The following is a 16628-nucleotide window of genomic DNA, read 5'->3' as shown; positions in this document are numbered from 1 at the left end:
TGCTTTGGGCTAATGGTTAGTGATTACAAACCCCCATAACGGACTTACACCGTCAAGTTTACCGCCATGCATGGCGCACAACAAAAAACCCGGAACTTACGCTCCGGGCCTTTGCTATAATATAAGTCGTTCGTGAACCTTAGAAGAATTTACCGCGGTTATCCTGTACATCGCTCTGCTTTTTCAGCACTTCAAACAGCTGCTGATCCAGCATGGATTTAATACCCTGCTCATAGGCAGCGCGTTGTGTGTTCAGATCCTGTGCGGGTTGTGCAGCAGGCTGGTAGCTGTCTACCTTCAGCACATATACACCCGCAGTACCTTCAATAGGCGCAGATACTTTGGCAGTACCCCAGCTTTTGTTAAAGGCAGCACCTACTACCTTAGGCTCAAAACCTAAAGAGGGTACAAACGGTGTGCTGAAGCTGATACCATCTGCTTTCAGTACTGGCTGGCTGCTGGCTTTTGCAGCAGCATCAATAGAAGCCGGTTCGCCCAGCTTAGCGATGAGCTGTTCTGCTTTTTTATGTTTTTTCACTTCTGCTTCTACCTGCGGTCTTACTTCTTCCAGGGAGGCAGTACCTTCCTGGCGGATACCGGTTAATACCGCTACTACATATTTGTTTTCAAAAGTGAAAACCTGGCTGGCGTCGCCTTTCTTGGCTTCGTAAGCCCAGCGTACCAGTTCACGTGCCTGGCCAATACCGGGAATTACAAAATCCATAGGGCGGATATTGTCTGCCAGGCGTTTGTTATATCCTTTTTCCTGGATGTTTTTCTCGAAAGATTTCTGATCACGGTTCTGACCGGCAAATTCGCTGGCAGCAGCATATGCTTTACTGTCGGTTTCTTTACTTACATCCACCGGTTTGCTCAGGTAAGCCACTTTCACAGCAGGACCATAATTTTTCTGGTCCATTATTTCTATTACGTGGTAACCGAACTGGGTCTTCACCACTTTTATCTGGCCTTTGGCGCCATCAAACGCAAAATCTTTAAATTCTTTTACGAATTGTGTAGCCGGTGTAATGTCATATTCGCCACCGGTGTTTTTGCTACCCGGATCATCAGAGTACTGTGTAACCAGGGCTTTGAAATCTGCGCCGCCTTTAATTGCTCTTTCAATACTATCAGCACGGTTATGTGCAATAGAATCAGCCAGGCCTTGCTGGGTACCTATTAATATATGACGCACTTTCACACTGTCCGGCATAGTCTTACGGTCCAGCATTTTCGCCAGCACTAAATAGTTATTATCTACATAAGGACCATAGATAGCGCCCACCGGCAGGTTGAGGATGGTATCTTTATTAGGTACCATCAGCGCAGTTTTGGAAACATACCCATCGAAGTATTTAATTTCAGAATTACTGTTAATAAAACTTTCGATCTCTTTGGTAGTATCCATTTCCTGTTTCAGCGCTGCCAGCTGTTGCAGGGCAGCAGCAGAGTCTGCGCCGGAAGGCAATGCATCAAAAGCTACATATTCAACCTTGCGGGCTTCTTCTGTTTTGAATAAAGATTTGTGCGCAGTTATATAATTATTAAGCTCACCATCAGATACTTTAATAGTAGAATCTGCAATGGTAGCATAAGGCACGTTCACATAAGATATGTTTGCTGTCTGGCTATTCTCCTGCTGTTGTTCAGCGGCCAGCCATTTAGGATAGTATACTGCCTGTTTTACCAGGGTCATATATTTCTGCTGCAGCTGTGTTTTGGAGATCATTTCTTCCAGCTGGTGCAGGGCCTGGCGCATTCTGCCGGATTGGTCCTGCCCGATATTCTGTAAAGCCCGTTGCATTTCTGCGCGGTCAAACTGGCCGGTCTGCGGGTTGGTGAATTGCTGTACAACGATCGGGCTGGGGTTTTTACCATTGAACTGGTCTACTACCTCAGCCTCTGTAACACCTATGCCCAGTTTATCATACTGTGCCTGCATGATCTGCTCGTTCAGGAACTGGTTCCATACCTGCTCACGAATATACTGGCGGGTTTGCTCGTCAATGCTGCCATTGGGCATTTGCTGGCGCGCACCGTTCTCAGCGTCTTGTATACGCTTTTGATAATCGGCAATCTCCAGCTCTTCACCATTAACTTTACCTACACTCGTGGAACGGCGGAATAGGGAATTCTTGCCAAAAAAGGCATCCTGCAGCAGGAAACTAACAATAGCAACGCAGATCACAACTATGATCACCACTGCATATTTATCCCTGATCTTCTGAATAACTGACATAATATTATATAGTATAAAATTTTAGGGAAAGCAAAAATAGAATAAAATAACTGTAACTGCAAAACAGTATTTTCCAGGTCCAAATGCAGTACAGTTAAGGGTTTCAGGCATATATCACCCTTTCGTTACAGCCGGTACATACACAGGTTATCCACATTTTCGTAAATTTTAATGTATTTATGGCACTGTCCGGTACATATAACGGAATTAGCCATGCACATAGATATACCGTTCTATGCAGGCCGGAAAAATTTTTATGATTATTCACATTTTGGAAACCGGGCGCCGCCAATCCACATAAAATTGTTTATAACCATTAACGCGTTATAAAACGAACGGGGGAGTTCCGGTTCACTTTCCGGGCCGGAATTTATCCACAGCTGTTGTGTACAACCACCGTATAACCCGGTGAAAGGATGGTAAAAAGCATGGTTACTCACAGGTAAAACTAATTTTGTTATTGTGCCCGCTGGTTGTCTGGGTGGTAAAACAGCAAAAAGGGGGAAAGTTAACCCCATCTGTTAACATTTTCTTAATACACACAGGGGTGAAAAGATGTACACGGAAAATGATATCCACGGGTGTGGATGAAACAGGTAAAATCCGGTATGGTGGCTAATATGCGTTGTTAATTTCCTGTGGATAGCTGAGTAAAAAAGAATAACAACTACCTTTGTATACGATGTGAAAATTTAATTTCCACATATTCACCCCCCTAATAGTAGTGGGTTTTTCTTTTTTAAATAAATAACTAAATATATAATTATGATTAGGGAGCTCACGGAAGCGAAAAAAAATTTGCAACGTAATGGATTTTTGGATGTGCCCGTAAATGTGAACCTGGATCTGTTTGCGGAGATTGAAAGATTGAAAAAGGAAAAGAATGCAATTGTACTGGCGCACTATTACCAGGAGCCGGATATCCAGGATGTGGCAGACTACATCGGGGACAGCCTGGGCCTGAGCCAGCAGGCTGCCAAAACAGATGCCGACATCATTGTTTTTGCCGGCGTGCACTTCATGGCAGAAACGGCGAAAATATTAAGCCCGCAGAAAAAGGTGCTGCTGCCCGACCTGAAGGCAGGGTGTTCCCTGGCCGACAGTGCCCCGCCGGAGCTGTTTAAGAAGTTCAGGGAAAAGTACCCGGACCATATCGTGATTTCCTACATTAACTGTTCTGCAGGTATCAAAGCGCTCAGCGATATCATTTGTACGTCTTCTAATGCCCAAAAAATCATCGAAAGCGTGCCAGCTGACCAACCCATCATTTTTGCCCCTGACCGGAATTTAGGCAGCTATCTGATCAAAAAAACGGGTAGGGACATGGTGCTGTGGAATGGCGCTTGCATGGTACACGAGATTTTCTCCCTGGAAAAGATCACCCGGCTCAAGGTAAGGCACCCTAAGGCCAAGATCATAGCGCACCCGGAATGTGAAGCAGCTGTGCTGGCAATAGCAGATTATATCGGCTCTACCACCGGCCTGCTGAAATTCTCAGAAAGGGACGATGCGCAGGAATACATCGTGGTAACCGAGACAGGTATTTTGCACCAGATGGAAAAAAACAATCCTAACAAGACGTTTATACCGGCGCCACCAAATAATGCATGTGCCTGCAATGATTGTCCACATATGAAATTAAACACGCTGGAAAAGCTGTACCTGTGTATGGAGTATGAAGAACCTGAAATTACCATGGATGAGCAGCTGCGTATAGCCGCTAAGAAACCCATAGACCGTATGCTGGAGATCAGTGCACAATATGGATTATAATTTTTTGATTATCAATTAAATATACCGATTAACTATTTTATAATAGTTTTCGAAAAATGAAGGCCCGGAGAATGCGTTATACGGCGTAGCTCCGGGCCTTCCTCTTGTATATGTGATTCTAAAGCGCTTCCCTTAACTCTGAATATCTCCCAGGTTACGCACATATAATCCACATTTAGAAGTTTCTATTTTCCGGGGTTATGAACATGGAATAATTGCACTTTTTTGAACCCTAAACGAGGAATTTTTGGGTGGTAAATACTCATATTACTAACGCCAACGGTTATATGAAATATAGCAGCTGGACATATTTATTTTATAAGAAAATGACCTATTACTAATAAAAAATAGCGGGGAATTATTTTAGCATCGTAATTAGGGGGTACGAACAATCTACATCTATCTGAAAAGAATTTTTCAAATAACCGTAATTGATCAGTGTAAAATACAGCGCATTTTAGGGAGGGGTTAACAAGTTTATTTTATAAGAATGATCTTATCCGATTTCTTCTACCCAAATAAAATCAGCTTCTGTTTTGCGGAGCGATAAATTATAGCCGGCTACCATAATGGAGATCGGATCTCCCAGCGGTGCAATTTTTTCCACCTTCACCGTTTCTCCGGGTACGCAACCCATTTCCATTAATTTGATATGAAGATCGTCTTTTTCAAAAGAAGTGATCACTGCACTTTTACCTATAGCCAGGGCTGATAACTTTATGGGAAGCTTACTCATTTCACTATCATCATTTATTCATGAATACGCAAAGGTACCTTGTGAAACGTTACCCGCAAAAAACAGGATCCGGCGAATCAGAAATTTCACCATATTTTTACATCTGCTTTTTTGAGAATTTACAACAGGAAATTATGGCTATACATTTTGACGCGCATGAAGTAAGCGTTGCTATCAAACAAAAAACAAAACTGAAAACTTTTCTCAAAAGTATTTTTGAAAGAGAGGGGCAAAAGTTGAAGGAGCTGCAGTATGTTTTTTGCAGTGATGCCTACCTGTTAGAAATGAACCAGCAATTTTTGCAGCATGATACCTATACCGATATTATCACTTTTGAGATGAGTGAAGTACCTGGTGAAACAGTGGGGGAGATCTACATTAGCATTGACCGGGTGCGGGATAATGCGGCAAAGTTTAAAGTAAGTGAAGAGCAGGAATTACACCGGGTAATTTTTCATGGTGCCTTACATTTATGTGGGTATAAGGATAAGACGAAAAAAGATGCGGCACTGATGAGAGAAAAGGAGGATGAATGTTTGCAACTGTATTTTGTAGGATGAGTGATTTTGAAATGGGGAGTTTAGGTAATAGAAGATAGCTGATTTTTGTTTGTTGCTGCAGGGTAGTTACTACAACCTGAAAATGTAAACCCCAAAAGTGAATGTTGTTAATCTCATTGTTTTGTTCCATAGAACCTGGAGTGTAAGATCTGGTTTTTGTTTTTTTGATTGATGTGTTTTCTTCATGAGTTTAATGCGTCGAACTCTCGCACAAGTTTGGAATAGAAACATTTGATTGCATAGGTACAGGGAACTTTATATCGTATCATTGCTCTTTCCAGATTTACTTATGGTGAAAGGTATTTTCTAAAGAGACTACCCTAAAATAGAACAGGTAGGTGAGACTTAGGTTGGTTCATTGCTAAATAATGAAGCCAGGCAGCCTACCGAAACCTGGATGAAGGAGCAATAAGTTCCATAATAAATTGGATAGAAAGTATGATTTTTTTATATGGTGTAGTGAGTGAGATCTGAAGTTTATCTCAGCTGACATGAATTACCCTTTCTATATTTTTCACTACTCTCTCAGATACCCATTACCTGTAATCTTTACTATTTATCTTTTGACCTGATCTTAAGGAGAGGAGGGAAGTACTTTTAAAATCTTACTCTTACGGTACCATAAGTGGAGATGTCTTTTAGGCAAAGGGTTGCATTAACATGGAACAATCTACTTCGTGAAATAGGAATGTTCCACGTGGAACACTTCATACGTTATTAGTTTTTCATTGACCTCAATATAAGAAGAAGGATATTTCATTGACCGTAGAGGTCAGTTGAGGAGTACATTGGTATCTGAAAGATTAGCAAGATCTATGAAATCTTAGACCACCTTGAAAGTATGAGTTTGGATTAATTTAAAGAAGAGTCTACTGAAAGGGGCCCCTTTTAGCATGTGACGAATAGGGTAAAGAGGAAGGATCTGGGCGGAAATTCTCTTCTAAAAAGCGCAGTTTAGGTGGATATTTGTGTACAGGATAATAAGGAATTACCCCTGATGCTGGGATAAAGAAGGAAGATTGTATACTATTTGAAGTATAAAAAGTAGTAAGGAGTCTAGAGATTTCTCCTTTTTGGATACTCTGTTTTTAATGGGAGGGGTAGATTTGAGACCCTGCTTATAGTTAAGTATGTTCATCCATTTACAGCCTCTGGCACTTTTTCCTTTTAATAAGGCTTATATAAATTCAATAACCCTTCATTATAATGCCCGGTAATGAAGCTGTTTTAATATCAAACCCAGATCACAACTCTTTAGATTAAGGTAATCACATAGGCTAGACCCAGGAGTATATGGCCCAACTGAAGGCAATACCTCTTGTTATAGAAAGCATATTGGACCAGTAGGCCTTTACTTATAAGCCTGCTTCAAAGGTCCTTCACTAAGAGGGGGACTCAGGTGCAGAATAGTCTTTTCCTCCTTGTACACACCTAAACTGTTGTTGATTATTCGTGTTAAAAGGATACTGTCGCTGGCATATTCATGGTTGAAATAGAGGCTACAGGTTCCATACTATGGGAGAGCATCCTTGCCAATACTGGAATGTTCATGGTGACTCATGACCCTTGAAAGGGAAGGTTAATCATAAATGAGGCAAGGCATATAGGCAAAGGGCCGATCTTTTACCCACATCTTTAATAGTCCCTACATCAATACCTGGTGGATTTGGATGGGTCAAGGTACCCTTATGAATACTATTCCCCCTGTAGTTGTTCCATTTAATACACCCTGCCCCCCAGATAACTAGAGATTCTTTTACCCTTTATGGATTCCTGTATAGTGTTTTGCTTCTTCATTGACCGGAAGGTATCGACCATTTATTGCAGCTCTAACCCTGGGAATGTTTAGTTAGGAGGGAGATTATTGGTATCCTGGAGAGCGTACTCTATGACTCTTACCCTGTCTTATGGGAATAAACTAATTCAATGCAGAGGGAAAATTCTTATAAGAAAAGTACAGGTAGGGTCAGAAGGGCAAGCATCTGATATGCCCTGAAGCCTTACTCTATTACTTCTTTTGCCCTAGATTTTATAACAATGGCTAGCAACAGATGGGACTGCAATATGTTATTATAGTCTTCAGCCAGTTAGATACTGCCTGGATAGAACCTTCCTCTGTGTACAAGGACTGAGAATCTTTGTATCACCTTCCTGTTCTGCATGGTTCATCACCGGGTATAGAGGATAATTGCTGTGATATTTGTAGGAATAGAGGAACCTTGTGTTACCCTCCTTGTTCCTTAATGGTTCCATCATCGGGTATTGGGGGACAATTACTGAGAGTATTTGCAGGAATAGATTGCCTTGAAACCTCCATTCTACCTCTGCAAACAGCAACATCTACGTGGGAGGGGGGGCTAATTCGGTGATAAACAGAAGACAGAGAGGGTAGAAAATGGCGTGAAAAGGAGGGGGTGTCCAGTCTGTACAGGAGATACCTATTAGAAGTTAAAGCAACCATGAACTGTGATTCCAATGGTAATATCAGGAACTCACATAATCATATATCAGAGCACAACATGTCAGATAGGTATAGGCGCCTTGTCATTAAGTTATTACTCTCCCCTTTGGATACTCTTCCCAACTACTTATTTACCCTTACAAGTAAACTCTCGCCGCCAATCAGTGTCTGAACTTATCACGGTTCAGATCCATTTGGCCGCTCACATTGTATAACGGAACAATAGGTATTAGTGCAAGTACCGCTTGGCTATTCAGCATTGTATAGTGGCACAATGAGGTATTAATGCAAGTACCGTTAATATAAGTAGTGTCTACAGTGGCGGAACCAATGATCACTGATATAGACACAGTGTTGTCGGCTACCAGTAACCCTTATGAAAACCATCCCTCATGTTCCACGTGGAACACCAAACAAAAACCTCACTTATCCCTGCTTATATGTAATTTTGCATCTTCTACAATATAAAACGAAGTATGTTTCCTTCTTATGATGTTATAGTGGTGGGCGCCGGACATGCCGGTTGTGAAGCTGCAGCTGCTGCAGCTAACATGGGATCCAGGGTATTACTGGTAACTATGAACATGCAAACTATTGCCCAAATGTGCTGCAACCCTGCCATGGGTGGTATAGCTAAAGGGCAAATAGTACGTGAAATAGATGCGCTGGGTGGATACTCCGGTATTGTTACAGATCAATCTATGATCCAGTTCCGGATGCTGAACCGTTCCAAGGGACCTGCCATGTGGAGCCCCCGTACCCAAAACGACCGGATGTTATTTGCCACTAAGTGGAGGGAAGCATTGGAGCAAACCCCGAACGTAGATTTTTACCAGGACATGGTAAAGGGTTTATTGGTAAAAGATGGTAAATGTTATGGTGTCATCACCGGGTTGGGACATGAAATAAAAGCCAAATCAGTAGTACTTACCAATGGTACTTTCCTGAATGGAGTAATGCATATTGGAGATAAACAGTTCGGTGGGGGACGGGTAGCAGAAAAAGCTGCCACCGGAATTACCGAACAACTGGTATCCCTGGGTTTTGAAAGCGACCGTTTGAAAACAGGTACCCCTCCCCGGATTGATGGCCGCAGCCTTGACTACTCCAAAATGGAAGAGCAAAAAGGTGATGAAGAGATCACCGGTTTCTCATACCTGGACGTAGAAAAAATAAAACCCGAACAGCAACGCAGTTGTTGGATCACCTATACAAGTGCTGAAGTACATGAAGCATTGAAGACCGGGTTCGATCGTTCACCCATGTTCCAGGGAAGGATCCAGGGTGTAGGCCCAAGGTATTGCCCAAGTATTGAAGACAAGATCAACCGTTTTGCAGAAAGAGAAAGACATCAGCTGTTCGTAGAACCGGAAGGTTGGAACACTGTAGAAATATATGTGAATGGTTTTTCTACCTCCCTGCCGGAAGATGTACAATATAAAGCCTTGCAAATGGTACCCGGTTTTGAGAACTGCAGAATGTTCCGCCCGGGGTATGCCATCGAGTACGATTATTTTCCACCTACCCAATTACAGTTTTCCCTGGAAACAAAACAAGTACAAAACCTTTTCTTTGCCGGACAAATTAATGGTACCACCGGGTATGAGGAAGCAGCTTGTCAGGGTTTAATAGCTGGTATGAATGCTCACCTGAAAGCAAGTGGTCAGCCGCCGTTTGTATTAAAAAGGAGTGAAGCATACATTGGGGTATTGATAGATGATCTTATAAACAAGGGTACCGAAGAACCTTACCGCATGTTTACCTCCCGGGCAGAGTTCAGAACATTACTCCGCCAGGATAATGCAGACCTCCGGTTAACAGAAAAAAGTTATCGCTTAGGTTTGGCTTCCCAGGAAAGAATGGAAAAAGTACAGCAGAAACAGGAAGGTGTTGCTAAAGTAAAATCCATTTTGAAAGAGCTGCCCTTGGATCCGGAGGATATTAATCATCACCTGGAAGAAAAAAATTCTGCACTGCTCACCCAACGGCAACGTGCCTGGCAAATTTTACTACGTCCGGAAATGGATATTTTGTCAATGAAAAACGGGGTACAGAAAATTGCAAATGCGCTGGAAAATTTTTCAACAGACATTTTGGAGCAGGCAGAGATACAGATCAAGTATGAAGTATATATTGAAAAGGAAAATGAGCTGGTGAAAAAAATGAGCCAATTGGAAGACCTGGTGATCCCGGAAGCTTTTGATTATGCCAAGCTGGTTTCACTCAGTTCAGAAGCCCGTCAGAAATTTAATAAAATTCGTCCGCGTACTTTAGGACAAGCCAGCCGGATCAGCGGCGTGAATCCAAGTGATGTACAAATTTTAATGGTGTACATGGGGCGGTAAAATAAATATGCTTAAAATATTGAAAGGGAAATGTTCCACGTGGATATTTCCCTTTTTTTTATCAGAAAAATCCCCATTTCTGATAACCAATTGATTATCAAATAATTAAGTAGTGAAACTATGACTTCATTATCTCCCCAAATTTTAACGATCGCTCTCTAACGCTGGTATTAGTATCAAAACAGGGGTATAAAGAAATTAGCGCCTTTAAAATGAATATTTTGAGAAACACACATTTTTTCATTAAAAATTGTGGATAAAAGCAACGCTTTGTACTTAACCGACGTAAATATTAAGGTGATTATTGTAAAACGAATATCTTTATACTCTCTGAAAAAAAGTTGTGTACTTTAAGGGGTAACTAAGAAAAAAGGTAACAGATATTTCGTGCACGAACTGAACGACATTATTGAAGGTTGTCGGAACTTAAACCGTAACAGCCAGGAATTATTGTATCGGCAATTCTATGGATATGCCATGAGTATTGCTTTGCGGTATGCACAGAATAAGGAAGAAGCAATTGAAATTTTAAATGATGGGTTTCTGAAAATATTTCAACACATCTCTGAATTTGATACGACACGTCCCTTCAAAAGCTGGCTGGCCAAAATAGTGGTAAATACAGCCATTGATCATCTGCGCAGTAAAAAACGAATTTCTTTCACAGAAGATATAACACAGGTGTATGACCTGGGTATGGATGATAAAGCAATGGACAAGCTCTCGTATGATGAGTTGTTGTTGCTGGTTCAGTCTTTACCACCTGCTTACCGCACTGTATTTAACCTGTATGTAATGGAGGGATACCAGCATCAGGAAATAGCAGAACAATTAGGCATTTCAGAGGGGACCTCCAAGTCTAATCTTTTTAAGGCAAAAAAAATATTGAAAGAAAAAATAGAGAAGGCTACATCCTATAACACCGTAAGATAAAATATAAAAACCCACGAGGGTTACGTAAAATGAGTGACGCGTTTGATAATAAGTTTCGTGAGAGGTTGAGCGAAGAAAATTTTCCATTTGATCCGGATGCCTGGAAAAAAATGGAAAAGAAACTGGATGCTCTCGACAACGACACCAACAGAAAACCTTTCTGGTGGTGGCTGGCGCCGCTTGTATTAATATTGTTAGGTACAGGCGCTTTCATTTGGTGGCGCAGCAGCACTACCACAACAACCAGCCCGGTTGTTGAAACAACAAAAACTACTGAGCGGGGATCTACTGTTTCACCTGCAGATTCCACCTTGACTTCCAACGGAAAAGTTGTTGCACCAAATGATAATAACAGTGCAGTTGTACCGCCTGTTGCAAAAACACCTTCAGCACCAGCTGATGCCACAACGTTAACACCTGCACGAAATAATAATTCAACAACAGCAGGCGCCTCCGCAAACAAGCCAGGGCAAAATAAGGATAATACTACAGGTAAAGGTTTTGCGGCTGACCGGCTGGCAAATAAACCGGTAACAAAAAATACCTCAGTGGTAGCTGATCCGTCAGAACAACCATTGTCAAAGTCAAATGATGTAACGGGAACGGATGTATCAAATGCTTCAAATCCGGTTAATAAAAATACTTCCGGCTTAGCAGAAGAAAATGAAGTGCTGCGTTTACTCAATACCCATTACTTTACTAATCCGGCAGTTTCTGATAAACTAAACCGCAGTGGTTATTTACCTATAAAAGAGATTGCGGAAAAAACAGAGGAAAAGAAAAATACCGTTCCTAAACGTAAAGGATTTTCTGTTGGGTTAATGCTGGGACCTGTGTTTAACGTAGCCCCTTCACTGGAATATGGAAAGTTTGGTTTGGATGGCGGAATACTGGTTAACTATCATATAAACAATCGTTGGTCATTCAGCTCCGGCGCAATATATAGCGACAAACCTTATGGCGGTACCCGGAAAGATTATGGTGTAGTAAAAACATGGTCCTACCCAATGAATACAGTAAAGCGTATAGATGCAAACTGTAAAGTGCTGGATGTGCCCATCAATATTAACTACACTTTTATGGACAGGCCTAAGTATAACTTAACAGCTACTGTTGGTTTGTCCAGCTATTTAATGCTTAAAGAAAATTATACTTATAAAAGGGATTATATGCCCGACTGGAATAAATCCCTGAGCAATGAAAATCAGCATTACCTGTCGGTGCTTAACTTAGCTTTCACTTACCAGTTGCCATTGAATAGCCATATGTCATTAGGTATACAGCCCTTTGCAAAAGTACCCCTGGGTGATATTGGATATGGGCAGGTAAAATTATATTCCACCGGGGTAGCCGTACAGCTGAATTTTAATCAATTCAGGCGCAGGCAATAGGCCGGTAGTTTCTTTTTGCTTATATTAGGTATAAGAAACGTTATGACCTATGCATGGTTTACTTCTTACTGCTGGCGCAATGATTTTCCCCTTGCTGCTAAATGCACAAACACCAGCTGACTACGACCAATATCTGCTGATTGGCACCTATACCAAAAAGCAAAGTGAAGGTATTTATGTATACTCCTTTAACTCACAAACAGGAGCGGTAAAACCGGTAAGTATTGCCACTGGTGTGGACAACCCCTCTTTCCTGGCTATTGCACCGGATAAAAAACATGTATACTCCGTAAACGAAGTTGGTGCGGAAAGAACAGGTAGTGTAAGCGCTTTTGCATTTGATAATGCCACCGGCCAGCTGCAGTTCCTGAATAAACAGCCTTCCGGTGGTGAAGGTCCCTGTTATATTAATACAGACAGCGCCGGCACGCATGTGCTGGTAGGTAATTATGCTGGTGGCAGCTTATCCGTACTACCCGTACAGGCAGACGGAAAGGTGGGCGCCCCATTGCAAACCGTGCAACACACCGGATCCAGCGTGGATAAGAACCGGCAGGAAAAACCGCATGTGCATTGCGTAGAGTTTTCGCGGGACAATCAATACCTGTATGTGCCAGACCTGGGGATTGATAAAATAGGTATTTACAAGTATGATCCTGATTCACCTTTACTGCTGCAGGAGGCCAACCCATCTTATGCACCGTTGCCACCAGGGTCCGGTCCGCGGCATATTACTTTTCATGCCAATGGCAAATGGGCTTACCTTATTCATGAGCTGGATGGAAAAGTAACAGTATTTAAATATGATGCAGGCAAGCTTACACCCATACAAACAATTTCTACTTTGCCGGCTGCCTATAAAGGAAAAATTTCGGGTGCAGATATTCACATTTCACCGGATGGAAAATTTTTGTACGCCTCTAACCGCTATGATCTGAATAACATTGTGTATTATTCCATTGATCAACGCAGTGGTAAGCTGGTGTGGAAAGGGCAACAGTCTGCCGGTGGCAAAGCGCCCCGCAATTTTATGATAGATCCTTCCGGCAACTTCCTGCTGGTGGCTAACCAGGATAGTGATAACATTGTTTTGTTTAAACGTAATCCCACTACCGGTGCTATAAAACCAACCGGTGAACAAATAAAAATATCTATGCCTGTATGTTTAAAAATGATAGCCGTGGAAAAGCAGTAATATTTATGGCATAGCATTTTCGGTACTTAGTAAAACTAAAAAGGTACTGCTATGAAAAATAATCAAAACAAACCTGAAAAGAAGGACCTGCCGCAACCGCCCAGCATGAAAGAGCAGGAGGAGAAAAGAGATCAGACATTTCCCGGTTACCCCACTTACCCCGCCAATGAGGATATTATGAACCAGGGTGAACAGGAAGACCTGGATGTGGAAAACGTTACCCGCAATGTTCAGCTGAATAATGAATTAGCAAAAAGCAAAGAGGATTTACCGGAAGAAGAAAGAAAGCTGGATATACCAGGCGCAGAGCTGGATAATGAGGGAGAAGATATTGGTGAGGAGGATGAAGAAAATAACTTTTATAGTTTAGGCGGCGACCGGCATGAGGATCTGGAAGATGATCAGTTAGTAGAGCGGGATGATGAAGAATAAACTATAACAGCGGTGTTAACAACCGGCATAGCGCATCTACAAACTTTTCGCCCATAGAGCGGTTCTTCCAGCTGCGGCGTGTAATAAGCACAGCGTTATCCAGGTCATCTTCAAAAGCAGCGTTTAATTCTTTTACAACAGCGCGGTCATACATTATAGCCGCAATTTCAAAGTTCAGGTAAAAGCTGCGGTTGTCCAGGTTTACGGTACCTACTATTGCCAGGTTATCATCAACGATCATGGATTTGGCGTGGATAAATCCTTTCTGATAAAAGTATACTTTCACTCCTGCATCCAGCATGGGTTTAATGAAGGATTGCGCGGCATGCTGCACAAAAAATGAATCGCCCTGCTGGGGTAACAATAACTCTACATCCTTACCGGCTTGTGCTGCCATTTGCAGGGCTGTTAATAATTGTTCATTCGGAATAAAGTATGGATTGCTGATACGTATGCGGCGGCGGGCTACATTAATGGCCATGATGATGGTTTGCATAGCCATGGGCCAGGGTGAATCCGGACCGCTGGCTACAATATCCGTAAAACATTCGCCGGTAAAAGTGGCCCGCTGGTAATAAGGTGATGCAAACGGAAAATCTTTTTTACTGCAATAGCGATAGCTCATCATGAACTGCAGCTGCAGCTGGTTTACCACATCACCTTCCAGCTGCAAGTGGGTATCCCGCCAAAACACTTCATTGTTGCCATTATTAAGGTAACGTTCATCCATATTTATACCACCGGTAAAACCGATTTTCCCATCTACCACAATGATCTTACGGTGATCACGGTAATTAGCATTGAGGTAAAAGTCCAACAGCACCGGTGAAAAGGCATATACCTCTGCACCATGCTCTTTCAGACGGCTGGTTATCCCACCCATGTTATCACATCCCAGGTCGTCATAAATAAAACGTACTTCCACCCCCGCCTGCAGGCGTTCTATTAAAATATCTATTACAGCATTTCCCACACTATCCACTGCAAAAATGTAATACTCCATATGAATATGGTGCTGCGCCCCGCGCAATGCTTCCATTACGGCAGGAAACTTTTGCTCCCCGTTCAGTAATATTTTTACGCGGTTATTGCGGGTAAGCAGGGAGTGCATAGTATTCAGCAGCATAGCTGCTATTTCCTGTTTGCTGGCTACCAGGTGGCGTAGCTCCAGCTGCATTTGTTCTATCTCAGGGCGTTTATTTTCCCAGTACCGCAGCATAAGGGATTCATCCCTGGAACCTTTGAAGGTAAAGCGTTTGCGCTTACGTAGATCGCGCCCCAGGTAATAGTATACCACCAAACCAACCAGGGGTAAAAATACCAGCAGCAGTATGTAGGCCATGGCCTTAATGGGGTTGCGGTTCTCCAGCAAAATAGTGCCTACCACCCCTACAAATGTGAGGAGCACCAATAGATAGCTGAATATTTTAACAGCCAGGTGCCAGTTGGTTTCTGATAATAAATGGAGGATGGTAAACACAATAGGAAGCGATTATTGTTGATAAAGATAAAAGTTTATGCATTACCCACGCGGATAACGGAATAGTTATCAACAAAAAGTTTTCCAATAAATTGGTTTACTGTTTGGCTACAGCCGGCAAGGGAGTAACGGTTGGTTTTATAAACAGGGCCCAATGTATAAAAGCGCCTACCAAAAGGTTAATTACAGCGAAAACCGTCATCCAGGTATTTTCTGTAGAGAAGCCGCCAATAAATAACCAGCAGAAAAAGTAGAGATGGAACCATACCGGCACCAGCCAGGTTACAGCAGGAAGCGTAGTATGATCAAGGGTTTTATTTTTTCGCTTAACATAGCCCCATACAGACATAATGCTGAACAGTACCAGCAAAGCCACCAGCCTGTGTGCGCTGGTAATGCCAAAAGTTAATCTTAAAAAATCTGCAATGGTAAAAAGGGATAACCACAGCGCCGCCTGCGAGATGAGGATGGACAGGATTGGGGTAAAAATGCGCCATATTTTAGCCGGCACCGCCTTTACCTTTTCCAGCAAACGTGCAAAAGAAGAATAAAAGAACACTACACACAGCCAGCCGTAAAAATTGCCATAAGGCACGCCAAACCACTGACTGGTAAGCACATTATACTCCGGCCCGCGGGATTCCCAATCCCAATGCCACATATGCAGACGGTAGGCTACCACATCCATGCTCAGGTCTATATTCACGGCCAGCAGGGCATCCAGCGCGGCTGCAGTCCATAGGCTCATACCCAATGCATCTGTTACCAGACGTGAGGTGTAAATAATAATAGCCCAGCCGGTACCAATACACACCGGGATGTTGTTGGGCGCTATACCCAGCATTACCCAGAACTGCCCATACTTATAACCCGCGTTGGTGGCTACATTCACATACTCCAGCAATAAGCCGAAGCCCAGGCCGCCCAGCAGGTACATAATATTGCCAATGCCTTTTTTATATGCGTGTATGCAACAAAGTATGAATAACAGGAACATACAACACTCTGTAAGCGGGTAACAAATACCAATAGGATACTCGTATGGCATAGCGGGGTAAGGCCTCATGTTGCAGGTTTTAGTAG

11 protein-coding genes are annotated in these 16628 nt (G+C 42.5%); 7 read left to right on the top strand and 4 right to left on the bottom strand.

Going from position 1 to position 16628, the window contains the following annotated elements; genetic code table 11:
- Positions 1 to 139: 139 nt before the first annotated feature.
- Positions 140 to 2239 carry a peptidylprolyl isomerase gene (locus tag KVT36_RS20725; RefSeq protein ID WP_217605355.1) on the bottom strand — a complete coding sequence of 700 codons (2100 nt, stop codon included), beginning with the start codon at positions 2237 to 2239 and terminating at the stop codon, positions 140 to 142.
- A 765-nt stretch (positions 2240 to 3004) separates the two neighbouring features.
- Between KVT36_RS20725 and nadA the strand changes: the two genes are divergently transcribed.
- Positions 3005 to 4012: a quinolinate synthase NadA gene (gene nadA, locus KVT36_RS20720; RefSeq protein WP_217605354.1), complete on the top strand. Its 1008-nt coding sequence runs from the start codon at positions 3005 to 3007 to the stop codon at positions 4010 to 4012.
- A 496-nt stretch (positions 4013 to 4508) separates the two neighbouring features.
- Here the strand turns inward: nadA and KVT36_RS20715 are convergent, their stop codons facing one another.
- Positions 4509 to 4748, bottom strand: a complete 240-nt coding sequence (locus KVT36_RS20715) for a FeoA family protein (RefSeq protein WP_089906950.1) — start codon at positions 4746 to 4748, stop codon at positions 4509 to 4511.
- Positions 4749 to 4882: 134 nt separating this feature from the next.
- Here KVT36_RS20715 and ybeY point away from each other — a divergent pair, with 134 nt between their 5' ends.
- The 6 genes from ybeY (at position 4883) to KVT36_RS20685 (ending at position 14065) form a co-directional block, all read left to right on the top strand.
- Entirely contained in the window at positions 4883 to 5308 is a 426-nt protein-coding gene (gene ybeY / locus KVT36_RS20710) for an rRNA maturation RNase YbeY (RefSeq protein WP_217605353.1), read from the top strand.
- A 2937-nt stretch (positions 5309 to 8245) separates the two neighbouring features.
- Positions 8246 to 10114 carry a tRNA uridine-5-carboxymethylaminomethyl(34) synthesis enzyme MnmG gene (mnmG, locus tag KVT36_RS20705; RefSeq protein ID WP_217605352.1) on the top strand — a complete coding sequence of 623 codons (1869 nt, stop codon included), beginning with the start codon at positions 8246 to 8248 and terminating at the stop codon, positions 10112 to 10114.
- 387 nt (positions 10115 to 10501) lie between these two features.
- A complete protein-coding gene (locus KVT36_RS20700) occupies positions 10502 to 11047 on the top strand; it encodes an RNA polymerase sigma factor (protein WP_089906954.1) in 546 nt (181 codons plus the stop codon).
- Between the two features lie 110 nt (positions 11048 to 11157).
- Positions 11158 to 12438: a hypothetical protein gene (locus KVT36_RS20695; protein WP_217605351.1), complete on the top strand. Its 1281-nt coding sequence runs from the start codon at positions 11158 to 11160 to the stop codon at positions 12436 to 12438.
- Between the two features lie 49 nt (positions 12439 to 12487).
- Positions 12488 to 13633 carry a lactonase family protein gene (locus tag KVT36_RS20690; RefSeq protein WP_217605350.1) on the top strand — a complete coding sequence of 382 codons (1146 nt, stop codon included), beginning with the start codon at positions 12488 to 12490 and terminating at the stop codon, positions 13631 to 13633.
- 51 nt (positions 13634 to 13684) lie between these two features.
- Complete coding sequence (locus tag KVT36_RS20685; RefSeq protein WP_217605349.1) at positions 13685 to 14065, top strand: hypothetical protein; 381 nt, start codon at positions 13685 to 13687, stop codon at positions 14063 to 14065.
- A 1-nt stretch (position 14066) separates the two neighbouring features.
- On the opposite strand, the gene cls is transcribed toward KVT36_RS20685, so the two are convergent.
- Both cls and KVT36_RS20675 read right to left on the bottom strand, forming a co-directional pair.
- Positions 14067 to 15545, bottom strand: coding sequence for a cardiolipin synthase (gene cls / locus KVT36_RS20680; RefSeq protein WP_217605348.1), 1479 nt, complete (start codon positions 15543 to 15545; stop codon positions 14067 to 14069).
- Positions 15546 to 15642: 97 nt separating this feature from the next.
- Positions 15643 to 16611 carry a carotenoid biosynthesis protein gene (locus tag KVT36_RS20675; RefSeq protein WP_217605347.1) on the bottom strand — a complete coding sequence of 323 codons (969 nt, stop codon included), beginning with the start codon at positions 16609 to 16611 and terminating at the stop codon, positions 15643 to 15645.
- Between the last annotated feature and the right edge of the window lie 17 nt (positions 16612 to 16628).

This window comes from Chitinophaga sp. GbtcB8, from assembly GCF_019091455.1.
Classification (GTDB): domain Bacteria; phylum Bacteroidota; class Bacteroidia; order Chitinophagales; family Chitinophagaceae; genus Chitinophaga.
The sequence above is the reverse complement of the archived record's forward strand: the minus strand, read 5'-3'. Positions and strand labels throughout refer to the sequence as shown.

Coding starts and splice junctions, on each gene's coding strand:
- nadA (WP_217605354.1), top strand. CDS start 3,005: ATGATTAGGGAGCTCACGGAAGCGAAAAAAAATTTGCAACGTAATGGA.
- KVT36_RS20675 (WP_217605347.1), bottom strand. CDS start 16,611: ATGAGGCCTTACCCCGCTATGCCATACGAGTATCCTATTGGTATTTGT.
- KVT36_RS20690 (WP_217605350.1), top strand. CDS start 12,488: ATGCATGGTTTACTTCTTACTGCTGGCGCAATGATTTTCCCCTTGCTG.
- KVT36_RS20695 (WP_217605351.1), top strand. CDS start 11,158: ATGGAAAAGAAACTGGATGCTCTCGACAACGACACCAACAGAAAACCT.
- KVT36_RS20715 (WP_089906950.1), bottom strand. CDS start 4,748: ATGAGTAAGCTTCCCATAAAGTTATCAGCCCTGGCTATAGGTAAAAGT.
- ybeY (WP_217605353.1), top strand. CDS start 4,883: ATGGCTATACATTTTGACGCGCATGAAGTAAGCGTTGCTATCAAACAA.
- KVT36_RS20725 (WP_217605355.1), bottom strand. CDS start 2,239: ATGTCAGTTATTCAGAAGATCAGGGATAAATATGCAGTGGTGATCATA.
- KVT36_RS20685 (WP_217605349.1), top strand. CDS start 13,685: ATGAAAAATAATCAAAACAAACCTGAAAAGAAGGACCTGCCGCAACCG.
- mnmG (WP_217605352.1), top strand. CDS start 8,246: ATGTTTCCTTCTTATGATGTTATAGTGGTGGGCGCCGGACATGCCGGT.